This window comes from Burkholderia sp. HI2714 (assembly GCF_002223085.1).
GTDB classification, from domain to species: Bacteria; Pseudomonadota; Gammaproteobacteria; order Burkholderiales; family Burkholderiaceae; genus Burkholderia; species Burkholderia lata_D.
Window position 1 is genome coordinate 42,847 of record NZ_NKFM01000012.1, and the last position, 22,658, is coordinate 65,504.

Annotated in this window: 21 protein-coding genes; 11 read left to right on the forward strand and 10 right to left on the reverse strand. The window is 65.5% G+C overall.

Going from position 1 to position 22,658, the window contains the following annotated elements; genetic code table 11:
• Positions 1-187: 187 nt before the first annotated feature.
• Complete coding sequence (obgE, locus tag CFB82_RS03030) at positions 188-1,300, forward strand: GTPase ObgE (RefSeq protein WP_089483399.1); 1,113 nt, start codon at positions 188-190, stop codon at positions 1,298-1,300.
• A gap of 88 nt (positions 1,301-1,388) precedes the next feature.
• Entirely contained in the window at positions 1,389-2,507 is a 1,119-nt protein-coding gene (proB, locus tag CFB82_RS03035) for a glutamate 5-kinase (protein WP_069247068.1), read from the forward strand.
• Positions 2,508-2,602: 95 nt separating this feature from the next.
• On the opposite strand, the gene CFB82_RS03040 is transcribed toward proB, so the two are convergent.
• Both CFB82_RS03040 and CFB82_RS03045 read right to left on the reverse strand, forming a co-directional pair.
• Positions 2,603-3,211, reverse strand: a complete 609-nt coding sequence (locus CFB82_RS03040; RefSeq protein WP_069247069.1) for a CNP1-like family protein — start codon at positions 3,209-3,211, stop codon at positions 2,603-2,605.
• Between the two features lie 13 nt (positions 3,212-3,224).
• Positions 3,225-3,872, reverse strand: a complete 648-nt coding sequence (locus tag CFB82_RS03045; RefSeq protein ID WP_069247070.1) for an RNA pyrophosphohydrolase — start codon at positions 3,870-3,872, stop codon at positions 3,225-3,227.
• A gap of 218 nt (positions 3,873-4,090) precedes the next feature.
• On the opposite strand from CFB82_RS03045, the gene CFB82_RS03055 reads away from it, so the two are divergent.
• Positions 4,091-5,827 (forward strand): proline--tRNA ligase, encoded by a 1,737-nt coding sequence (locus CFB82_RS03055; protein WP_089444909.1) that lies wholly within the window; start codon positions 4,091-4,093, stop codon positions 5,825-5,827.
• A 21-nt stretch (positions 5,828-5,848) separates the two neighbouring features.
• Positions 5,849-6,451, forward strand: coding sequence for a MarC family protein (locus CFB82_RS03060; RefSeq protein WP_069247072.1), 603 nt, complete (start codon positions 5,849-5,851; stop codon positions 6,449-6,451).
• A 92-nt stretch (positions 6,452-6,543) separates the two neighbouring features.
• Here the strand turns inward: CFB82_RS03060 and CFB82_RS03065 are convergent, their stop codons facing one another.
• Positions 6,544-7,095 (reverse strand): hypoxanthine-guanine phosphoribosyltransferase, encoded by a 552-nt coding sequence (locus CFB82_RS03065; RefSeq protein WP_069247073.1) that lies wholly within the window; start codon positions 7,093-7,095, stop codon positions 6,544-6,546.
• A 94-nt stretch (positions 7,096-7,189) separates the two neighbouring features.
• Positions 7,190-8,557 (reverse strand): signal recognition particle protein, encoded by a 1,368-nt coding sequence (ffh, locus tag CFB82_RS03070; protein ID WP_069247074.1) that lies wholly within the window; start codon positions 8,555-8,557, stop codon positions 7,190-7,192.
• Positions 8,558-8,646: 89 nt separating this feature from the next.
• On the opposite strand from ffh, the gene CFB82_RS03075 reads away from it, so the two are divergent.
• The 7 genes from CFB82_RS03075 (at position 8,647) to CFB82_RS03115 (ending at position 16,610) form a co-directional block, all read left to right on the forward strand.
• Entirely contained in the window at positions 8,647-9,540 is an 894-nt protein-coding gene (locus tag CFB82_RS03075; RefSeq protein WP_027783481.1) for a cytochrome C assembly family protein, read from the forward strand.
• Between the two features lie 13 nt (positions 9,541-9,553).
• Positions 9,554-9,871 (forward strand): PP0621 family protein, encoded by a 318-nt coding sequence (locus CFB82_RS03080; RefSeq protein ID WP_069247075.1) that lies wholly within the window; start codon positions 9,554-9,556, stop codon positions 9,869-9,871.
• The gene (gene ampD / locus CFB82_RS03085) at positions 9,868-10,458 is read left to right on the forward strand and encodes a 1,6-anhydro-N-acetylmuramyl-L-alanine amidase AmpD (protein ID WP_089483400.1); all 591 of its coding nucleotides are present in this window, start codon (positions 9,868-9,870) and stop codon (positions 10,456-10,458) included. Before CFB82_RS03080 ends, ampD begins: the two co-directional genes overlap by 4 nt.
• Before the next feature lie 451 nt (positions 10,459-10,909).
• Positions 10,910-13,900 carry a ribonucleoside-diphosphate reductase subunit alpha gene (locus CFB82_RS03095; RefSeq protein ID WP_089483401.1) on the forward strand — a complete coding sequence of 997 codons (2,991 nt, stop codon included), beginning with the start codon at positions 10,910-10,912 and terminating at the stop codon, positions 13,898-13,900.
• 365 nt (positions 13,901-14,265) lie between these two features.
• Complete coding sequence (locus CFB82_RS03105; protein WP_039353057.1) at positions 14,266-15,477, forward strand: ribonucleotide-diphosphate reductase subunit beta; 1,212 nt, start codon at positions 14,266-14,268, stop codon at positions 15,475-15,477.
• Between the two features lie 82 nt (positions 15,478-15,559).
• Positions 15,560-15,886, forward strand: a complete 327-nt coding sequence (locus tag CFB82_RS03110; RefSeq protein WP_076841698.1) for a hypothetical protein — start codon at positions 15,560-15,562, stop codon at positions 15,884-15,886.
• A gap of 28 nt (positions 15,887-15,914) precedes the next feature.
• Positions 15,915-16,610: a histone H1-like DNA-binding protein gene (locus CFB82_RS03115; RefSeq protein WP_069247078.1), complete on the forward strand. Its 696-nt coding sequence runs from the start codon at positions 15,915-15,917 to the stop codon at positions 16,608-16,610.
• 243 nt (positions 16,611-16,853) lie between these two features.
• Here CFB82_RS03115 and CFB82_RS03120 read toward each other — a convergent pair whose 3' ends face one another.
• The 6 genes from CFB82_RS03120 to accC all read right to left on the reverse strand — a co-directional run bounded on the left by CFB82_RS03120 (position 16,854) and on the right by accC (position 22,621).
• On the reverse strand, positions 16,854-17,327 hold the full coding sequence (locus tag CFB82_RS03120; protein WP_021161893.1) for a glycine zipper 2TM domain-containing protein: 474 nt from the start codon (positions 17,325-17,327) through the stop codon (positions 16,854-16,856).
• A 19-nt stretch (positions 17,328-17,346) separates the two neighbouring features.
• Positions 17,347-18,285 (reverse strand): carbohydrate kinase family protein, encoded by a 939-nt coding sequence (locus tag CFB82_RS03125; protein WP_089483402.1) that lies wholly within the window; start codon positions 18,283-18,285, stop codon positions 17,347-17,349.
• Positions 18,286-18,370: 85 nt separating this feature from the next.
• Positions 18,371-18,874 carry a thiol peroxidase gene (gene tpx / locus CFB82_RS03130; RefSeq protein WP_069247080.1) on the reverse strand — a complete coding sequence of 168 codons (504 nt, stop codon included), beginning with the start codon at positions 18,872-18,874 and terminating at the stop codon, positions 18,371-18,373.
• A 73-nt stretch (positions 18,875-18,947) separates the two neighbouring features.
• Positions 18,948-20,303, reverse strand: a complete 1,356-nt coding sequence (locus CFB82_RS03135) for a DUF3426 domain-containing protein (RefSeq protein ID WP_089483403.1) — start codon at positions 20,301-20,303, stop codon at positions 18,948-18,950.
• A 45-nt stretch (positions 20,304-20,348) separates the two neighbouring features.
• Positions 20,349-21,251 (reverse strand): 50S ribosomal protein L11 methyltransferase, encoded by a 903-nt coding sequence (prmA, locus tag CFB82_RS03140; RefSeq protein ID WP_069247082.1) that lies wholly within the window; start codon positions 21,249-21,251, stop codon positions 20,349-20,351.
• Between the two features lie 2 nt (positions 21,252-21,253).
• Positions 21,254-22,621 (reverse strand): acetyl-CoA carboxylase biotin carboxylase subunit, encoded by a 1,368-nt coding sequence (accC, locus tag CFB82_RS03145; protein ID WP_069255717.1) that lies wholly within the window; start codon positions 22,619-22,621, stop codon positions 21,254-21,256.
• Between the last annotated feature and the right edge of the window lie 37 nt (positions 22,622-22,658).

The window sequence follows — 22,658 nt, forward strand, 5'->3', positions numbered from 1 at the left end:
TTCAGGCACCCACGGGCTTCGTAGCCGAAAGGCCCCGCAGTCTTCGCGGGGCCTTTTTTTATTTGGTCGCCAGGCGCGTGTGCGTTGGGGCGACCATCGCGCAACCGGCGTACGATCGGCCGAACGGCAGATTGTTCAAGCGCGCCGGCGCGCGGCACAATAGCGGAAATACTGGGCGGAGTGACGAATGAAGTTCATTGACGAAGCACGAATCGAAGTCATCGCCGGAGACGGAGGCGATGGCAGTGCGTCGATGCGCCGCGAGAAATTCGTCCCGTTCGGCGGGCCGGACGGCGGCGACGGCGGCCGGGGCGGTAGCGTATACGCGATCGCCGACCGCAACATCAACACACTGATCGACTACCGTTACGCGAAGAAGCACCTGGCGCGCAACGGCGAAAACGGGCGCGGATCGGATTGCTACGGCAAGGGCGGCGACGACGTTACGCTGCGCATGCCGGTCGGCACGATCATCAGCGACATGGATACCGGCGAGCTGATCGCCGACCTGACCGAGCACGACCAGCAGGTGATGCTTGCCCAGGGCGGCGCCGGCGGGCTCGGCAACCTGCATTTCAAGTCGAGCACGAACCGCGCGCCGCGCCAGAAGACGGACGGCAAGCCCGGCGAGCGTCGCATGCTGAAGCTCGAACTGAAGGTGCTCGCCGATGTCGGCCTGCTCGGCATGCCGAACGCAGGCAAGTCGACGTTCATCTCGTCGGTGTCGAACGCGCGGCCGAAGATTGCCGACTATCCGTTCACGACGCTTGCGCCGAATCTCGGCGTGGTGCGCGTCGGCCCGAGCAAGAGCTTCGTGATTGCCGACATCCCGGGGCTGATCGAGGGCGCCGCCGAAGGCGCGGGCCTCGGCCATCAGTTCCTGCGCCACCTGCAGCGCACCGGCGTGCTGCTGCATCTGGTCGATCTCGCGCCGTTCGACGAAAGCGTCGATCCGGTGGCGGAAGCGACGGCGATCGTCGGCGAGCTGCGCAAGTACGACGAGGCGCTCTTCGAGAAGCCGCGCTGGCTCGTGCTCAACAAGCTCGACATGGTGCCGGAAGACGAGCGCAAGGCGCGCGTCGAGGATTTCCTCGAGCGCTTCGAGTGGGACGGCCCCGTGTTCGAGATCTCGGCACTGGCCGGTCAGGGCTGTGAAGCGCTGTGCTACGCGATCTACGACTACCTCTCCGAACATTCGGACGCGCATCGCGCGGCGGAGGCGGAAGATCTCGCGGCAGACGTGCGTTTCCGCGACGCGCCGCCTGCCAAGGGCGATGCAGCGTCGGGCGACGACGCCTGAGCGATTCCGGAATGCGCCGGGCATGCCGCCCGGCGCCGGCTCAATCGCGCCCGGTCGGAAAGGCAGCAGATACAGGAGACAGTGCAGGATGCGTTCGATCATCGCGGATTCGAAGCGATTGGTGGTGAAGGTGGGCTCCAGCCTCGTGACCAACGACGGCAAGGGGCTCGATCATGCGGCAATCGGCCGTTGGGCGGCTCAGATCGCCGCACTGCGCGCCCAGGGCAAGGAAGTCGTGCTCGTCAGTTCGGGCGCGATTGCCGAAGGGATGCAGCGGCTCGGCTGGAGCAAGCGACCGCGGGAAATCGACGAGTTGCAGGCCGCCGCCGCAGTCGGCCAGATGGGGCTCGCGCAGGTCTATGAAAGCCGCTTCACCGAGCACGACATCCGCACCGCGCAGATCCTGCTGACGCATGCCGATCTGGCAGACCGCGAGCGCTACCTGAATGCGCGTTCGACGCTGCTGACGCTGTTGCGGCTTGGCGTCGTGCCGATCATCAACGAGAACGACACGGTCGTCACCGACGAAATCAAGTTCGGCGACAACGATACGCTCGGCGCGCTCGTGGCAAACCTGATCGAAGGCGATGCCCTGATCATCCTGACCGACCAGTCGGGGCTGTTCACGGCTGATCCGCGCAAGGACCCGAACGCGACGCTCGTTGCGGAAGCCAATGCAGGCGCGCCGGAACTCGAGGCGATGGCCGGCGGGGCGGGTTCGAGCCTCGGCCGCGGCGGGATGCTGACGAAGATCCTCGCGGCGAAGCGCGCGGCGCACAGCGGCGCGAACACCGTGATCGCGAGCGGTCGGGAGGCCGACGTGCTCGTGCGTCTGGCGGCCGGTGAGGCGATCGGCACGCAACTGATCGCACGTACCGCGCGGATGGCGGCGCGCAAGCAGTGGATGGCCGACCATCTTCAGGTGCGCGGCCATGTCGTGATCGACGCAGGCGCGGTCGAGAAGCTGACGGCCGGCGGCAAGAGCCTGCTGCCGATCGGCGTGATCGACGTGCAGGGCGCGTTCGCGCGCGGCGAAGTCATCGCGTGTGTCGGTCCCGACGGCCGCGAAGTGGCGCGTGGGCTCACGAACTACAGCAGCGCGGAGACGAAACTGATTCACCGCAAGCCGAGTGGCGAGATCGAATCCGTGCTCGGCTACATGCTGGAGCCCGAATTGATCCATCGCGACAACCTGGTGCTGGTGTGACCCTTCGTGCCGGATCCGGCCGTCAAACGAAAAAGCCCGCGTGATGCGGGCTTTTTTCATGCGGCGGGCAGGGGGGCGCGGCGGGCGCCACGCCGTCAGCGCAACTGGCTCATCGCGGTGCGGTGAAACCGGATGTTCTCCAGGATCTGCTGGGTCGTGCCCTGCGGCATCTTGTTCGAGCAGAAGTAGTCCTGATAGAGCGCCGAGTGGTAGGCATTCAGCTCGCCGTTCTCGATGCGCCGCCAGTCGTTCTCGACGGTGCGGTCCCAGCCGTCGTGTTCCGAATTCAGGCCGGCATACTGGCGCCATTCGTAGGTGTCGCAGCGGATGCCTTCGTAGTTCACGTTGCGCGCACCGGCCGGGCTCGTGATGACGACCGCGTAGCGCACGACGCCATCGGTGCCGACCGCGAGCGACTTCGCATCGACGAAGAACTTGAGCGGCGTGTTCTGCGAGACGTTGAACGGCAGCAGGTCGCCCGTTTGCGGCAACGGCGGCAGCGAGTCGACCGTGTTTTCCTTCCAGGTGCCCTGGCGGTCCAGCAGATACACGAACTCGCTGTCATCCTTGTTGGTGGGCGTCTTCGAATTCGCGCAACCTGCCAGGGTGGCTACCGCGGCAATCGATGCGAGCGCGAGAGCAATCGCTTTCAATATGCATTCCTCGTAAAAAAAGGGCGCGACACCAAGGTCGCGCCCGGTCATGCAGTTCGATTCGTCATTTGCCGACGATCACGTGGGGCGGCATCTCGTCGAGCGTGCCCGCTTCCACTTCGATCTCCGAACAGACTACCGATGTGTCGACAATCGTCAGCGTCTGCTGGGCCTGTACGCCAATGACGCGCGGATAGCGCGACAGACGCGGCCCACGCGGCTTCTCGGCTCGCTGCGCCGGGCGGCGCAGGAAGCGCGACAGTTCCGTCAGCGCCAACTGATAGACATCCCGCTTGAACTCGATCACCGCATCGAGCGGCACCCAGTACTCGTTCCAGCGCCACGCATCGAACTCCGGGTGGTCGGTCGCGCGCAAGCAAATGTCGCAATCGCGTCCAACCATCCGCAGCAGGAACCAGATCTGCTTCTGGCCGCGGTAATGACCGCGTACTTCGCGTTTAATGAACTTGTCAGGCACCTCATAACGCAACCAGTCGCGGGTGCGGCCGATTATCTTGACGTGTTCCGGATGCAGGCCCGTTTCCTCGTGCAGTTCCCGGTACATCGCCTGCATGGGGGTCTCGCCGTACTTGATCCCACCTTGAGGAAACTGCCAGGAATGCTCGCGGAGCCGCTTGCCCCAAAACACCTCGTTGCGCGCGTTCAAGAGGATGATGCCGACGTTCGGGCGAAAGCCTTCACGATCCAGCATACAACCACCTTCGAATCCTTTAAAATTGCTTTGATTATAAACAGATAACGGGCGCTGCGCACCGTGACGGAGCGAATCCGCGCGGGGTGCACCGGCTGAATTGTCCCTGATTAGTCTGCTACGTCATCTGCGCCATCGTTGTTCGCGGCGCGCCGCTTTTTCACCTTGAAACTTTTTCGGGCGCCCCGCCTGGGGGCGCCGTTTTTGGAACCGTCCGCATGAAAGCTTCCCGTTTCTTTATCGGCACCCTGAAAGAAGCACCCGCCGACGCAGAGATCGTCAGCCACAAGCTGATGGTGCGCGCCGGCATGATCCGTCGCGTCGCCGGCGGCATCTATAACTACCTGCCGGTCGGCCTGCGTTCGATTCGCAAGGTCGAGGCGATCGTGCGCGAGGAAATGAACCGGGCGGGCGCCATCGAGCTGCTGATGCCGGCCGTGCAACCCGCCGAGCTGTGGCAGGAATCGGGCCGCTGGGAGCAGTACGGCCCCGAGCTGCTGCGCTTCAAGGACCGCAAGGACAACGACTTCGTGATCGGGCCGACGCACGAGGAAGTCATCACCGACATCGCGCGCAACCAGATCAAGAGCTACCGGCAGATGCCGGTGAACTTCTACCAGATCCAGACGAAGTTCCGCGACGAGATCCGTCCGCGCTTCGGCGTGATGCGCGGCCGCGAATTCATCATGAAGGACGCGTACTCGTTCGACAAGGACGCGGCCGGCCTGAACGAGTCGTATCGCAAGATGTACGACGCGTACGTGCGCATCTTCACGCGCCTCGGCCTCGAGTTCCGTGCGGTCGCGGCCGACAGCGGCTCGATCGGCGGCAACTTCTCGCACGAATTCCACGTGATCGCCGACACCGGTGAAGACGCGATCGCGTACTGCCCGACGTCCGAGTTCGCGGCGAACATCGAGGCGGCCGAAGCGCTGCCGCTGACGCCTGAGCGCGCGGCGCCGGCCGAAGCGATGGAGAAGGTCGCGACGCCGGGCAAGGCGAAGTGCGAAGCCGTCGCCGAACTGCTGGCCATCCCGCTCGAGCGCACGATCAAGTCGATCGTGCTCGCGACCGACAACGAAGGCGCCGAGCCGACCATCTGGCTCGTGATGCTGCGCGGCGATCACGACCTGAACGAGATCAAGGTGTCGAAGCTGCCGGGCCTGAAGAACCACCGCTTCGCGACCGAGCAGGAAATCGTCGAGTGGTTCGGCACGCCGCCGGGCTATCTCGGCCCGGTCGGCACGAAGAAGCCCGTGAAGGTGATCGCGGACCGCACGGTCGCGAACATGAGCGACTTCGTCGTCGGCGCGAACGAGATCGACTACCACATCGCTGGCGTGAACTGGGGCCGCGACCTGCCCGAGCCGGACGTCGCCGACGTGCGCAACGTGAAGAAGGGCGACCCGTCGCCGGACGGCAAGGGCGTGATCGACATCTGCCGCGGCATCGAGGTCGGCCACGTGTTCCAGCTCGGCACCAAGTATTCGGAAGCGATGGGCGCGACGTTCCTCGACGAGTCGGGCAAGCCGCAGCCGATGCTGATGGGCTGCTACGGCGTCGGCGTCACGCGCATTCTCGGCGCGGCGATCGAGCAGAACTTCGACGACCGCGGCATCATCTGGCCCGAGTCGATCGCGCCGTTCGAAGTCGTGCTGTGCCCGATGGGCTATGACCGCAGCGACATGGTGCGCGAGACCGCCGACAAGCTGTACGCGGAACTCGTCGCTGCCGGCATCGACGTGATCCTCGACGATCGCGGCGAGCGCCCGGGCGTGATGTTCGCCGACTGGGAACTGATCGGCGTGCCGCATCGCCTCGTGATCGGCGAGCGCGGCCTGAAGGAAGGCAAGATCGAGTATCAGGGCCGCCGCGACGCCGAAGCAACGCTGCTGCCGGCCGACGCGGCTGCGGCGACGGTCGCGGAGAAGATCCGCGCCGCGCTCGCGCGCTAAGCGTACCGACTGGGGAACGCGGTGGAATACACCTTCCTGTCGGCCACCGTGCTCCTGGTGCTGATCACCGATCCGCTCGGCAACATCCCGCTGTTCATTTCGGCGATGCGGGATGTGCCGCGTGAGCGGCGCGTGAAGCTGATCCTGCGTGAAGTGGGGATCGCGTTCGTGATCCTGCTGTTCTTCATGCTGGTCGGTGATCGTTTCCTGCGGATGATGAGCCTCACCGACCTGTCGCTGCGGCTCGGCGGCGGGATCGTGCTGTTCCTGATCGCGCTGCGGATGATCTTCCCGCATCCGGACGGCGCGCTCGGCAACGATCCGCGAGCGGGCGGCGAGCCGTTCATCGTGCCGCTCGCGATTCCGGCGCTCGCCGGGCCGTCCGCGCTCGCGACGGTGATGCTGCTGACGTCGCAGGGGCCCGGCAAGATGCTCGAGTGGGTCGGCGCGCTGACGGTCACGATGATCGTCTGCGCGGTGACGCTGGTGCTGGCCGAGCGGATCCAGCAATGGATCGGCGAGCGGACCGTCGCGGCATTCGAGCGGCTGATGGGCCTCGTGCTCGTCGCGATTTCGGTCGAGATGATGCTGGGCGGCGTCCGCGTGTTCGTGCACCAGCTGTAGGGCGGGGTGGCGCACACTCAAGGCGCGAAAAAAAGCGGCGCTCCGGGAAACCGGAGCGCCGCTTTCTCTTTATATAGTGCGGAGCGGGGTGCTCAGACGTTCGTGGTCAGCGCACGGATCGTCGGCAGGTTGCGCCAGTAGCCCTTCGCATCCATCCCGCAGCCGAACACGTAGCGGTCGGGCACCGCGAAGCCGCAGAAGTCGGGGTGCAGCGGCTTGGCCTTCGCGAGCGTCTTCTCGCACAGCACGGCCGACATGAAGCGCTGCGCGCCCATGTCGAGAATGCGGTCGCGGATCGCGGCCATCGTCTCGCCTTCGTCGAGGATGTCGTCGAGCACGAGCACGATCCGGTCTTTCACCGATTCGCGCGGCGCGACGCGCCAGTGCATTTCCGGGCTGCCCTGCGTCGTGTTGCGGTAGCGGGTCAGGTGGATGTAGTCGAATTCCAGCGGGAAATCGAGATGCGGCAGCAGCATCCCGGTAAACACCGCGGCGCCGCCCATCACCGAGAGAACGAGCGGGAACGCGTCGCCGATCTCGGCGCGGATCGCGTCGGCCATCTTGGAGATCGACGCGTTGACGGCGTCCGCCGAGACGATCTCTTCGGAGTGGTTGAAAATGTGGAGGGCTTCTTCGCGGTTCATGTGTTCTGGCGGGCAGTCGGTATACAAATAAGAATGAAGCAGAACGGCGGGCGCGCGCTACAGCAAAAACCCGCGCGCCGGCCGATGGGCGGAATCAGCGCATGCCGGGCATCATGCCCTTCAGGCCGCGCATCATCTTCTGCATGTTGCCGCCCTTCAGCTTCTTCATCATCGTACGCATCTGGTCGTACTGGTTCAGCATCCGGTTGACTTCCTGCACCGGCACGCCCGCGCCGGCTGCAATGCGGCGCTTGCGCGTCGCCTTGATGATCTCGGGTTTCGCGCGCTCGGCCGGCGTCATCGAGCTGATGATGCCTTCCATCCGGCGGATCGACTTCTCGGCCTGGCCCATGTCGGCGCCGGCCGCCGCCTGCTGGAACTGCGCAGGCAGCTTGTCCATCAGCGACGACAGGCCGCCCATGTTCTTCATCTGGGAGATCTGCGCGCGGAAATCGTTCAGGTCGAAGTCGCCGCCTTTCTTGACCTTGTCGGCGAGCTTCTGCGCGGCCTGCACGTCGACGCCGCGCTGCGCCTCCTCGACGAGCGCGAGGATGTCGCCCATGCCGAGGATCCGGTTCGCCATCCGGTCGGGGTGGAACACCTCGAGGCCGTCGAGCTTCTCGGCGACACCGACGAACTTGATCGGCTTGCCCGTGACGTGACGCACCGACAGCGCGGCGCCGCCGCGCGAGTCGCCGTCGAGCTTGGTCAGCACGACGCCGGTGAGCGGCAGCGTGTCGTTGAACGCCTTCGCGGTGTTGACCGCGTCCTGGCCGAGCATCGCGTCGACGACGAACAGCGTTTCGGCCGGCTTCAGCGTGCCGTGCAGCGCGGCGATTTCCTGCATCATCGCCTCGTCGATGCCGAGACGGCCGGCCGTGTCGACGATCAGCACGTCATGGTAGTGGCGCTTCGCCCAGTCGACGGCCGCGACCGCGATGTCGACGGGCTTCTGGTCCGGCGTGGACGGGAAGAAGTCGGCGCCGACCTGCTCGGTCACCGTTTTCAGCTGCATGATCGCGGCCGGACGATACACGTCGCACGACACCGTGAGCACCTTCTTCTTGTACTTCTCGCGCAGCAGCTTCGCGAGCTTGCCCACGGTCGTGGTCTTGCCCGCGCCCTGCAGGCCGGCCATCAGGATCACGGCGGGCGGCGTGACCGCGAGGTTCAGCTCGGCGGCCTTGCCTTCGTAGTCGCCGCCGATCACGGCGGTCAGTTCCTTCTGGACCACGCCGACCAGCGCCTGACCCGGCGACAGGCTGCTGATCACTTCTTCGCCGAGCGCCTTTTCCTTGACCTTGGCGATGAATTCGCGGACGACCGGCAGCGAAACGTCGGCCTCCAGCAGGGCGAGACGCACCTCGCGGAGCATCTCCTGCGTGTTCGCCTCGGTGAGCCGGGCCTCGCCGCGCAGCGTCTTGACGACGCGCGCCATCCGTTGAGTGAGATTGTCGAGCATGGGGAGCGATGGACAGTGGGGCCCGAAGGCGCGGCGGAACCGAACAAAGGGAGCCGTCGCGGGAAGGGGGCCTAGTGTAAACTTCGAACATGGATATTGTACTGTATGCCCTCACCGCATTCCTGTACGGCGGCCTCGCCGTCGCAGGCTGGCGCACGCACCGCCAGGGCGCGACGCCGCTCGTCGCGAGCGTGCCGGCCGTGCCGGTTCCCGCGTCCGCCGCGTCCGGGATGAGCGGGGCCGGCCGCGCGCTGCTGTTCGCCGCGCTGGTCGCGCACGGCGTGCTGCTCCACATGACGATCTTTCCGAACGACGCGATGGTGTTCGGCTTCGCGTTCGCGCTGTCCGCGATGTTCTGGCTCGGCGCCGGCATCTACTGGATCGAGAGCTTCTTCTTCCCGCTCGACAGCCTGCGCCTGCTGGTATTGCCGCTCGCGTGCGGCGCGTCGCTGCTGCCGCTCGTGTTCGGTGGCGTGCGGGTGCTTCCTTATGCCGCAGCACCGCTGTTCAAGCTGCACTTCCTGATCGCGAACATCGCATACGGCCTGTTCGCGATCGCGGCACTGCACGCGGTCCTGATGCTGATGGTCGAGCGGCGCCTGCAGTCGCTGAGGAGCGGCGGGCGCGACGGCTCGACGGGCTGGATCGCGAGCTGGCTCGAGACGCTGCCGCCGCTGCTGACGCTCGAGAAGCTGCTGTTCCGCCTGATCGGCGCCGGCTTCGTGCTGCTCACGCTGACGCTCGCGTCGGGCATCCTGTTCAGCGAGCAGGTCGACGCGCGCGCGCTGCGGCTCGACCACAAGACGGTATTCGCGATCCTGTCGTGGCTGATGTTCGGCGGCCTGCTGGTCGCCCGCAAGACGTCGGGCTGGCGTGGCCGCGGTGCCGCGCGCTGGGTGCTCGTGTCGTTCGCCGCGCTGCTGCTCGCGTATGTCGGCAGCCGGTTCGTTTTCGAGGTGCTGCTGCACCGTTCCGTGGTTTGAACGCAGGTTTCCGATGCGACAGATTCTTCTCCTGATTCTTCTCTTCTTCGCGGGTTCGTGGATCGCGCGCAAGCTGCGCCAGGCCCAGGAGCACGCGCAGGCGCGCACCGGCCGCGGCGCCGGTTACGACGGCATGCCCGGCGCCGGCGGCGCGGGTGCGGGGCGCCCGAGCGGCGACGCGCGGGCGCTGCCCGAGCCGATGGTGCGCTGCGCCGAATGCGGCGTGCATGCGCCGAAGGGCGACGCCGTCGCCGCGGGCGGCGAATACTTCTGCAGTGCCGAGCACGCGCAGCGCCACGCTGCACGCACGAGCGGTCACGACGCACGATGAGCGACGCGCGGTTGCTGTCGGTCGACGCGAACGGCTGGGTGCGCGAAGCGCGCCATGCGCCGTCACCGAACTTCGAGGTGCGGCCCGCAGGCGCGGTGCCGACGCTCGTGGTCGTCCACAACATCAGCCTGCCGCCCGGCGAATTTGGTGGTGACGCGATCGAGGCGCTGTTCCTGAATCGTCTCGACTGCGATGCGCACCCCTATTACCAGAGCCACCTGCGCGACGTGCGCGTGTCCGCGCACTTCCTGATCCGCCGCAGCGGCGAACTCGTGCAGTTCGTGTCGTGCGACGAGCGTGCATGGCACGCGGGCTCCTCCGAATTCTTCGGCCGGCCGCGTTGCAACGACTTCTCGATCGGCATCGAGCTCGAAGGCGCGGACGACGTGCCGTTCGACGACGCGCAGTACGCCATGCTCGCCGCGCTCTCCCGCACGCTCGCGGCACGCTACCCGGTCGACGCATTCGCGGGGCACTCGGACGTCGCGCCGGGCCGCAAGACCGACCCGGGCCCGCATTTCGATTGGCAACGCTTCGCGAGCGATGCCGGTTTTTCCGCCGAATACTTTCCTTTCCGTCAGCACTGATCGCGGGGTTTTTTGAGCGGAGAAAGTTTTTTCTCCGACCAATGCCTTGCCGTGTCTGCACGTGAGCGATGTCAAGACCTCTATCGCAAATTCTCCGTTTTGATGTCCTCCGAATGTCCACTATACTTGGTGCCAGTTGAGCAGTTCCGCACTAGATATAGTGTGTGTCGCAGGGGAAACCCGAGCGGCACCGGCCGGCGGGCAACGCCGGCGGACAGGGTTCTCAGGGCGGCGCGTCAGGCCGGGCGGTCCGGGCGTCGCGATCAGCGCAGCGAACATCGACGGGGCAGGGTACACATGACGAAGCACACGACCGGATCGGTTGTCGCGCATCGACCGAACCGGCTTCCCCGGCGCATCGCTCGCCTCTTACCGCTCGCGCACCGCGTTGCGCAGCGTTCGTTTTAATCCGCGGTTCTCTCCGCACCATCCAACACCAGGAGCTTTGCACATGCAAACCACCGACAACGCGACGTCCCAGTACGAGAGCGCCTCGAGCCGTCCGCTCGGCGGGACCGAACAGGGCGCGAAGGCGCTCGCGCCGCAGGCCACGTTCGCCGACTACAAGGTGATCCGCCGCAACGGCAGCGTCGTATCGTTCGAACCCTCGAAGATCGCGATCGCGGTGACCAAGGCTTTCCTGGCCGTCAATGGCGGGCAGGGCGCGGCATCGGCGCGCGTACGCGAGCAGGTCGAGCAACTGACGCACAACGTCGTGCGCGCGCTCGTGCGCAGCCGCCCGAACGGCGGTACGTTCCATATCGAAGACATCCAGGACCAGGTCGAACTCGCGCTGATGCGCGGCGGCGAGCACAACGTCGCGCGTGCGTACGTGCTGTATCGCGAGAAGCGCCACCTCGAGCGCCAGCATGCGGGCGAGGAAGCGGCGGCAGGCGGCGAGGCGAGCACCGGCATCAACGTCGTCGACAACGGCGTCACGCGTCCGCTCGACCTGAACGCGCTGCGCGCGCTGATCGTGTCGGCATGCGACGGCCTCGGCGCTGCGGTTAACCCTGACCCGATCGTCGCGGAAACGGTGAAGAACCTGTACGACGGCGTGCCGATGAGCCAGGTCTACGACTCGGCGATCCTGGCTGCGCGCACGATGATCGAGAAGGATCCGGCGTACAGCCAGGTCACGGCCCGCATCCTGCTGCACACGATCCGCCGCGAGATCCTCGGCGAGGAAGTGGTGCAGGCCGAGATGTCGACCCGTTACGCTGAATACTTCCCGCAGTTCCTGAAGCGCGGCGTCGACGCCGGCCTGCTCGACGACAAGCTGCTGCAGTTCGACCTGAAGCGCCTCGGCGAAGCGCTCGACGCGAACCGTGACCTGCAGTTCGGCTACCTCGGCCTGCAGACGCTGTACGACCGCTACTTCCTGCACGTCGAGGGCACCCGCATCGAAATGCCGCAGGCATTCTTCATGCGCGTCGCGATGGGCCTGTCGCTGAACGAGATCGACCGCGAAACGCGCGCGATCGAGTTCTACAACGTGCTGTCCAGCTTCGACTTCATGAGCTCGACGCCGACGCTGTTCAATTCGGGCACGCACCGCTCGCAGCTGTCGTCGTGCTACCTGACGACCGTCGCGGACGATCTCGACGGCATCTATGAAGCGCTGAAGGAAAACGCGCTGCTGTCGAAGTTCGCCGGCGGCCTGGGCAACGACTGGACGCGCGTGCGTGCACTCGGCTCGCATATCAAGGGCACGAACGGCAAGTCGCAAGGCGTGGTCCCGTTCCTGAAGGTGGTCAACGACACGGCCGTCGCGGTCAACCAGGGCGGCAAGCGCAAGGGCGCGGTCTGCGCGTACCTCGAATCGTGGCACCTCGACATCGAGGAGTTCCTGGAGCTGCGCAAGAACACGGGCGACGATCGCCGCCGTACGCACGACATGAACACGGCGAACTGGATTCCCGACCTGTTCATGAAGCGCGTGATGGAAGGCGCCGACTGGACGCTGTTCTCGCCGTCGACCTGCCCGGACCTGCACGACAAGTTCGGCGCGGAATTCGAGGCGGCTTACACGGCTTACGAAGACAAGGTCGCACGCGGCGAGATCAAGCTGTTCAAGAAGATCCCGGCGCAGCAACTCTGGCGCAAGATGCTCGGCATGCTGTTCGAGACGGGCCACCCGTGGATCACGTTCAAGGATCCGTGCAACGTGCGCTCGCCGCAGCAGCACGTCGGCGTCGTCCACTCGTCGAACCTGTGCACGGAAATCACGCTGAACACGAGCGACACCGAAATCGCGGTGTGCAACCTCGGCTCGGTGAACCTCGTCGCCCACCTGGTGAAGCAGGCCGACGGCAGCTACGCGCTCGACCACGACAAGCTGAAGCGCACGATCAGCGTCGCGATGCGCATGCTCGACAACGTGATCGACATCAACTACTACGCGGTGCCGAAGGCGCGTAACTCGAACCTGAAGCACCGTCCGGTCGGCATGGGCATCATGGGCTTCCAGGACTGCCTGCACCTGCTGCGCACGCCGTACGCGTCGGAAGCGGCGGTCGAGTTCGCCGATCGTTCGATGGAAGCGGTCTGCTACTACGCGTACTACGCGTCGACCGAGCTGGCTGAAGAGCGCGGCCGCTACTCGAGCTACCGCGGCTCGCTGTGGGATCGCGGCATCCTCCCGCAGGACACGCTGAAGCTGCTGACGGAAGCACGCGGCGGCTACGTCGAAGTCGACACCTCCGAATCGCTCGACTGGACGTCGCTGCGTTCGCGGATCGCCACGCACGGCATGCGCAACTCGAACTGCGTCGCGATCGCGCCGACGGCGACGATCTCGAACATCATCGGCGTGTCGGCCTGTATCGAGCCGACCTTCCAGAACCTGTACGTGAAGTCGAACCTGTCGGGCGAATTCACGGTGGTGAACGAGTACCTGGTGCGCGACCTGAAGGAACGCGGCCTGTGGGACGAAGTGATGGTCGCCGACCTGAAGTACTTCGACGGCATGCTGTCGCGCATCGACCGCATCCCGGCCGACCTCCGCGCGATCTACGCGACCGCGTTCGAAGTCGACCCGACGTGGCTGGTCGAAGCGGCATCGCGTCGCCAGAAGTGGATCGACCAGGCGCAGTCGCTGAACATCTACATGGGCGGCGCGTCGGGCAAGAAGCTCGACGAGGTCTACAAGCTCGCATGGCTGCGCGGCCTGAAGACGACCTACTACCTCCGCACGATGGCGGCGACGCACGTCGAGAAGTCGACGGTCGCACACGGCGCGCTGAACGCCGTGCCGACGGGCGGCGGTTCGAGCAGCGGCGGCGCGCAAGGCGCGGCTGGCGGCTTCGGTGCGGCAGGCGGCGATGCGTCGTCGGGTGCGGTCAACGCGGCACCGGCACTCGCACCGGTCGAGGCGGATGGTCCGGTGTGCACGATGCGTCCGGGCGATCCCGGCTTCGACGAATGCGAAGCGTGCCAGTAACGCAGTGCGCCTGACCTGAGAAGCAGGTCAGCGCGGCGCACACGACGACCGATCGAGGTTGAAGTGTGCGCCGCTCTCAACTAAAAAAATGATAAGGAATCTGTAACGCGGCACCTGCGTTGCAGGCAGTGACAAGCGATCGAAACATCCCCGACGACGTCGTGTTTCGATCAGCGTTCGATGCGTCGAGCGCACCTCGCGATACACGCGCGACACACATCGCGCGCTGCATGAACGACGATGCGTTGCTCAAAGTGTTGTATCGAGGTCGCAACGCGAATCGAAAAAAGGATTTTTCGTGAGCGAACCCTTTTATCGCTCAGGAAAAGATGGTACAAACCGTTCTAAATTGATGGTGAGAATTTATGCTCAACTGGGATGAAGAGAAGACTGCCGTAACTCCCGCGAGCGGAGCGCAGCAAAACGCGATGCGCACCTCCGCAGGAACGGCTGTCGGACTGCAGGCTGCAACGCCTGCCGCCCATCAGGTCCGCGACATTTTCGAAGGCGATCTTGCGGTGCCCCCGCAAGCATCGGCTGTTCCCGCCGGCGGTTCGGAAGCGCGGGTCAATGTCGCCGACAAGCGCATCATCAACGGCCAGACTGACGTCAATCAGCTGGTGCCGTTCAAGTACAAGTGGGCGTGGGAAAAGTATCTGGCCGGTTGCGCGAACCACTGGATGCCGCAGGAAATCAACATGTCCCGCGACATCGCTCTGTGGAAGGACCCGAACGGTCTGACCGAGGACGAGCGCCGCATCGTGAAGCGCAACCTCGGCTTCTTCGTGACGGCCGATTCGCTCGCGGCAAACAACATCGTGCTCGGCACGTACCGCCACATCACGGCGCCCGAGTGCCGGCAGTTCCTGCTGCGCCAGGCGTTCGAAGAGGCGATCCACACGCACGCGTACCAATACATTGTCGAATCGCTCGGTCTCGACGAAGGCGAGATCTTCAACGCGTACCACGAGGTCACGTCGATCCGCGCGAAGGACGAATTCCTGATCCCGTTCATCCACACGCTGACGGATCCGGCCTTCAAGACCGGCACGCTCGAAGCGGATCAGAAGCTGCTGAAGTCGCTGATCGTGTTCGCCTGCATCATGGAAGGCCTGTTCTTCTATGTCGGGTTTACGCAGATCCTCGCGCTCGGCCGCCAGAACAAGATGACGGGTGCTGCAGAGCAATATCAGTACATCCTGCGCGACGAGTCGATGCACTGCAACTTCGGCATCGACCTGATCAACCAGATCAAGCTCGAGAATCCGCATCTCTGGACCGCCGAATTCCGCGCCGAGATCCGCGAGCTGTTCAAGCAGGCTGTCGAACTCGAATACCGCTACGCCGAGGACACGATGCCGCGCGGCGTGCTGGGTTTGAACGCGTCGATGTTCAAGAGCTATCTGCGCTTCATCAGCAACCGTCGTTGCCAGCAGATCGGCCTTGACCCGCTCTACCCGAACGAGGAAAACCCGTTCCCGTGGATGAGCGAGATGATCGACCTGAAGAAGGAACGCAACTTCTTCGAGACGCGTGTGATCGAGTATCAGACGGGCGGCGCGCTGTCCTGGGAATAACCCGCAGCAGCGAACCCGTCACATGATGGAACAGCCGGCGGCCTCTCGGCCCCGGCTCAAGGTTTAGGAGCAAGAACGCCTGATGCAAAGCATGCCCGGTGCCTTAACGGCACGACGACACGACAGGCACTTTGCGAACCCTTCAGTGGGATGGGCAAACTTCCCTCCGGAAAAAGCGGACGGCCGTGTGGCGGTCCGCTTGATCAAGCGATTAGGGGTAGCGGCGCGAGGTGCGCCGGCTACCGACTTGATTTGGCGCGCGAGGCCGGGTGGCCACGCGCGCCATACCGTATTCATTAGCGTAAGCGCGTGGTATCCGCGTACGCCGATGAATAGCCCGCTTCGAAGCGCACGTCCTGAACAGCGTCCGCGGGAAGCGGGTTTTGACGAAGGGTGTAGTTTGAACTGACTCTCATCTGAACCTGAAGGAGAACAACATGGCACTTGCCAAGAAGAAACCGGCTGCAAAGAAGGCCGCAGTGAAGAAGGTCGCTGCGAAGAAGGCTGCTGCTCCGGCGAAGAAGGCCGTTGCAGTGAAGAAGGTTGCTGCGAAGAAGGTCGCGGTGAAGAAGGTTGCCGCGAAGAAGGCAGCACCGGCGAAGAAGGCAGCAGTGAAGAAGGTTGCTGCGAAGAAGGTCGCAACGAAGAAGGTTGCAGCCAAGAAGGTCGCGGTGAAGAAGGTTGCCGCGAAGAAGGCAGCACCGGCGAAGAAGGCCGCAGCGAAGAAGGTTGCCGCCAAGAAAGTCGCAGTGAAGAAGGTTGCTGCGAAGAAGGCCGCACCGGCTAAGAAGGCTGCTGCGAAGAAGGCCGCGCCGGCGAAGAAGGCTGCTGCGAAGAAGGCTGCGCCTGCGAAGAAGGCCGCTGCGAAGAAGGCTGCGCCTGCTGCGAAGAAGGCTGCCCCTGCGAAGAAGGCCGCTGCTCCGGCGAAGAAGGCTGCCGCTGCTGCTCCGGCTCCCGCTCCGGCGAAGAAGGCCGCGGCTCCGAAGAAGGCTGCTGCGCCGAAGAAGGCCGTCGTGAAGAAGGCTGCGCCGGCAACGACCGCGTCGACCGCATCGGTTGCGCCGGCATCGGGCGTGAAGACCGCGCTCAACCCGGCAGCGGCATGGCCGTTCCCGACCGGCAGCCGTCCGTAATCGAGGCTGACCTGCACCACCCGGACACTCACGTGGTGTCCGTGGGTTGAGTAGCGCTACTCAATCAGTCCCGCCATCTGGCTCAGGTGGCGGGATTTTTTTCGTCCGTCCTTGCCCGATGTGCCGGGTGCCCGCATACCGGACGCCCGTATGCCGGCTGCGGCGAGTACGGACGAAAAAAAACGCATGTGCAGCTTCGCACATGCGTTCGACCGCGGCTTGCGCCGCGTGCTGAGGTACCTGTTAGTGCGTGACGCGCGTGACGCCGCCGCTCGACAGCAGTCGCACGCGTTCGCCGGCGCGGAACGCTTCGCCGCTTGCAGCCTGCGTGATCGAGCGCAGGTCGCCGTTGTCGAGGCGCACGGTGATTTCGACACCGTTCGCCGTGCTGAGGTTTTCGCCGACCGCGTTGCCCGCGACCGCGCCGACGAGGCCGCCGGCGATCGCGGTCAGGATTGACCCCTTGCCGCCGCCGATCGCGCTGCCTGCCACCGCGCCGAGTGCGCCGCCGCCGAGCGTGCCGATCGCGCTGCCGCCGCCGTCGGACTGGATGCGCACCGCACGGACGCTTTCGACCGTGCCCATGCGGACCGTCTGTTCGCGCTGCGCCTGGCCGACGCTATAGACATCCGCCGAACCGGGTGCGGTGAAGCAACCGGTGAGCGTCAGCGAGGCCGTCAGCATGGCCGCGAGCGTGAGGGTCTTTTTCGTCAACATCTTTGCTCTCCCACAATATTCATTTGAGACTGTAACCGAATGCAGTCTCGAAGCGCGCGTCGATTTCGGCGCGCGTCAGTGCGTAAGTCTGGGGCCCCTGGTGGGCGATCTTGATCGAGCCCATCAGGCTCGCGAGGCGGCCCGTGGTTGCCCAGTCGAGGCCATGCTCGATGCCGTACAGCAAGCCACCCCGGAAGGCATCGCCGCAGCCGGTCGGATCGGAGATCCGCTCGGCCGGCACGACAGGAATCTGCTCCGTGCCCTGCTTGTGGCGGATGGTCGCGCCGTGCTCGCCACGCGTAATGACGAGGGCGTCGACCCGGCTGGCGATTTCATCTTCGGACCATCCCGTCTTGTCGCTCACCAGCTTGGCCTCGTAGTCGTTGACCGCCACATAGGTCGCAAGTTCAATGCTGCGGCGCAGCGTCGCACCGTCGAACAGCGGCAGACCCTGGCCCGGATCGAACACGAACGGCACGCCGGCCGTGGCGAGTTCTTCCACGTGCTGCACCATCCCGTCGAAGCCGTCGGGGCCGACGATCGCGAGCTTGATGCCGGGCGCGTCGCCCGCGTGGTTCAGGTGCGACTGCATCATCGCGCCCGGGTGGAACGCCGTGATCTGGTTGTTGTCGAGATCGGTCGTGATCATCGCCTGCGCCGTATACGTGTCGGGCAGCACGCGAACGTGGTCGCGGCGCAGGCCGAGCTGGTCGAGGCGGTCGAGGTACGGCTGCGCGTCGAGTGCGCCGATCGTCCCCATGATGCGCGCATCGCCGCCGAGCAGGTGCAGCGCGTACGCGATGTTGCCCGCACAGCCGCCGAATTCGCGGCGCATCGTCGGCACCAGGAAGCTCAGGTTGATGAGGTGCACCTGGTCGGGCAGGATGTGCTCGCGGAACCGACCCTCGAAAGTCATGATGGAATCGTAGGCGATCGAGCCGCAAATCAACGTAGCCAAGGTGTGCGTTCCTGTAGAAATGAGGGACCCTGCGCGACAACGCCGCGCGAAAGGCGCGACGCGGCAGGGGAAACCGGAAGAAAGCTTACTTCAGTGCGGCGAGCGCTGCATCGTAGTTCGGCTCGTCCTTGATTTCGCCGACGAGTTCCGCGTGGATCACCTTGTCCTGCTCGTCGAGCACGACGACCGCACGTGCGGTCAGGCCGTTCAGCGGGCCGCTCGTCACGTCGACGCCGTACGCGTTCGCGAACGCGCGGCCGGTGCGGAACGTCGAAGCCGTCACGACGTTCTCGAGGCCTTCGGTCGTGCAGAAGCGCGTAGCAGCGAACGGCAGGTCGGCGGACACGACGACGACGACCGTGTTGTCGAGCGACGATGCGGCTTCGTTGAACTTGCGGGTCGACGTCGCGCAGGTCGGCGTGTCGAGGCTCGGGACGATGTTCAGCACCTTGCGCTTGCCGGCGAAGCTGGCGAGCGACAGGTCGGCGAGGTCCTTGCCGACCAGCTTGAAATCGGCGCCTTGCGCGCCGACGGCCGGGAACGTGCCGGCGAGATCGATCGGGTTGCCACCCAGCGTAACTTTGCTCATGTTCGTGCTCCGAAATAGCGCGCCGCTCGGGCGCGCGGGTTGAGACGGGCGCGCAGGCGCGCGCCGCGGCGCGTCACGGATAGAAAATCTGGACGCGGAAATTCGAGGCGGGCGTGCCGTTCGTTTCGACGCGGACGACCATCGTCTGCGTCGTGCCGGGCGGCAGCCCGGCGTCGATCGGCGTGCCCGGGCGCACGTAGTCGCGCGGCGCGAGTACGCGGCGCACGGTCACGTGGTTGGTGTCGTCGAGCAGCGTCAGCTCGAGCGACGGGTAGGCGAGTGCGACGCGATAGCGGTTCGTCAGCGGCACTTTCAGTTCGAGCTCGCGCGGGCCGTCGAGCTGGCGCAGGTCGGTTGCGTCAAGCCGCAGGCCGTCGATCGCGCGCGGCGGCGCGACCGTGCAGCCGAGCGGCGCGCAGGCCTGCCGGAACCAGCCCTGCGTGACGGGCCAGTAGATCATCAGCGTTTCGCGCTGCCACCATGCGAGTTGCCCGACGAGCAGCACGGCGAGCACGGCAGCGACGAGGCCACCGAAAAACCCGCCGAGCATGCCGCGCCGCTGCGGTGCGCGCGTCTCGCGCGTGACGGCGAAGTGCGGACGATCGTCGTCGGTCAACGTAGCGGGGAACGGTGCGGCCGGTGCGTTGGTGGCCGTGGCGGGCGTCTCGTCGTGCCGTGTGGCGCCGGTGCCAGGCTCGGGCTCGGATCCAGGTGCGGCGACGGCCGGCGCTGGTGTGAACGCAAAACGCGGTTCGCGCGGCACGTGTTCGTCGTCCGGCACGGCGAAGTGCGCGGTGCCGACGGGCTCTGCGGCATCGCGAGTGGTCTCTGCGTCCGACGGACGGTGGGCGACGAAGCGGGGCTCACGCGGGTCGTGTTCGACGGACGCGGCGGATGGTTCGGAATCCTGCGGCGTTTGCGTTTGCGTCTGCGCCGGCAGCGATTCGGCCGGTTGCGCGACGGCAGTGGAGATATCCAGCTCGGTCGGGGAGGGCGCGACCGGTGCGGGCGTACCCGACAGGTGAACGACGCCGGCTTCGGTGGACGGAAGGGCGAGCGGGATCAGCGGCTCGGTGCGCAGGGTCTGCACGTTGTGCTGCAGCGACGGGTCGACGCCGGCATCGAGCCACGGCGCCCACATGTCCCAGCCTTCCGGCTTGTAATCGGTGTCGGAAGGGGGCCCGGCCGGCGCTTCGGCAGCGAACAGCCGAGGCGGGGCCGGAAGAGGCGCATCGCCGCGATCCGGCGCGGCAGCCGGTTCGGTCAGGGCCGGTTCAGGCTGCTGCGCGTGCTCGGGAACGAGCGACTCGGATGCGTTGAAGACTTCGTGGCAATGCCCGCAGCGCACGAGCCCTTGATGCAGCGAGAGCTGTTCCTGCTGCAGCCGGAAGACGGTTTCGCAATGAGGGCAGCGCGTCGCAAGAAGCATGTCGAGCCGGGCGGCCTGCTGGCCAGAGTGAAGGACAGCGCTATTCTAATGGCTTTCGCGTCGGGTTCCGGCGAGGCATACCCAACCTTCGTGCTCACGCCAGACCGAGATGTCGACGTAGCGTGCGTAGACGGCCGCCACTTCGTCCGCCTGGCGCGCGAGCACGCCCGACAGCGCGATGCGCCCACCCGGCTTGACCTTCGATGCGAGCATCGACGCCATCAGCTTCAGCGGATTCGACAGGATGTTCGCGACGACGATGTCGAATTCACCGTCCGGGCATGCATCGGGCAGGCCGTACGTGACTTCCGCACGGTTGCGTTCGCTGTTCTGCCGCGCGGATTCGACCGCCTGCGGATCGATGTCGATGCCGATCACGGGGTTCGCCCCGCATTTCTTCGCGAGGATCGCGAGAATTCCGGAGCCGCAGCCGTAGTCGAGCACCGACTGGCCGGGCTGCACCGACTGCTCGAGCCATTCCATGCACAGGCGTGTGGTCGGGTGGCTGCCGGTGCCGAATGCGAGGCCGGGATCGAGTTCGAGGATGAGCGCGTCGGGATCGGGCGCATCGTGCCACGACGGCACGACCCAGATCCGCTCGCCGATCGGGATCGGCTCGAACTGCGATTGCGTGAGACGCACCCAGTCCTGCTCTTCGACTTCGCGCACGGTGAATGCCGGCGTCTCGGCGACGCCGATCTCGTTCGCGGCCGCCGCAAGCAGCACGGCCGGCTCATGGTCGGCCGCGAGCAGCGCGACCACGCGCGAGTGCTGCCACGCGGTGCGGTCGGGCACGAGGCCCGGCTCGCCGAAGAGCGGCTGTTCGTCGGGCGTGTCGGCGTCGGCATCTTCGACCGACACCGACAGCGCGCCGAGTTCGAGCAGCGCGTCGGACAGCGCCTCCGCATGCTCACGGGCCAGTTCGACGACGAGTTCGCGATAGCTCATGCTTACGCTTCTTCCGGTGCGACCTGCTGCTTCTGGGCGAGCCGGTTTTCGAGGTAATGGATGCTGGTGCCGCCTTCGACGAACTTCGAATCGATCATCAGCTCGCGGTGCAGCGGGATGTTGGTCTGGATGCCTTCGACGACCATTTCCGACAGCGCGATGCGCATCCGGCTGATCGCCTGCTCGCGCGTCGCGCCGTAGGTGATCAGCTTGCCGATCATCGAATCATAGTTCGGCGGCACGAAATAGCCATTGTAGGCATGCGAGTCGACGCGCACGCCGGGGCCGCCCGGCGTATGCCACGACGTGATCCGGCCCGGCGACGGCGTGAACTTGAACGGATCTTCCGCGTTGATCCGGCATTCGATCGCATGTCCGCGGAACTGGATGTCGCGCTGGCGCAGCGTGAGCTTCTCGCCGGCCGCGATGCGGATCTGTTCCTGCACGATGTCGACGCCCGTGATCAGCTCCGATACCGGGTGCTCGACCTGCACGCGCGTGTTCATCTCGATGAAGTAGAACTCGCCGTTTTCGTACAGGAATTCGAACGTGCCCGCACCGAGATAGCCCATCTTCTTGCACGCGTCCGCACAGCGGTCGCCGATGCGGTCGATCAGGCGGCGCGGAATGCCGGGTGCCGGCGCTTCCTCGATCACCTTCTGGTGGCGGCGCTGCATCGAGCAATCGCGCTCGCCGAGCCAGATCGCGTTCTTGAACGCGTCGGACAGCACCTGGATTTCGATGTGGCGCGGGTTCTCGAGGAACTTCTCCATGTACACCTGCGGGTTGCCGAACGCACGGCCGGCTTCCTCGCGGGTCATGTTGACCGCGTTGACGAGCGCGGCCTCGGTGTGCACGACGCGCATCCCGCGCCCGCCACCGCCGCCTGCCGCCTTGATGATGACCGGATAGCCGATCGCGCGCGCAATCTTGACGATCTCCTTCGGATCGTCCGGCAACGCGCCTTCCGAGCCCGGCACGCACGGCACGCCGGTCTTGATCATCGTCTGCTTCGCGGTGACCTTGTCACCCATCATGCGGATCGTTTCCGGGCGCGGGCCGATGAACGTGAAGCCCGACTGCTCGACGCGTTCCGCGAAGTCGGCGTTCTCGGACAGGAAGCCGTAGCCGGGGTGGATCGCCTCGGCATCGGTGACTTCCGCGGCGCTGATCAGCGCCGGCATGTTCAGGTAGCTCAGGTTCGACGGGGCCGGGCCGATACAGACGGCTTCGTCCGCGAGGCGCACGTACTTGGCTTCCTTGTCGGCTTCCGAGTAGACGACCACCGTCTTGACGCCGAGCTCGCGGCACGCACGCTGGATGCGCAGCGCGATTTCACCGCGGTTGGCAATGAGGATTTTTTCAAACATAGCGAGTATTCGTCTCTTCGAGGGGCGCGCGAACGGC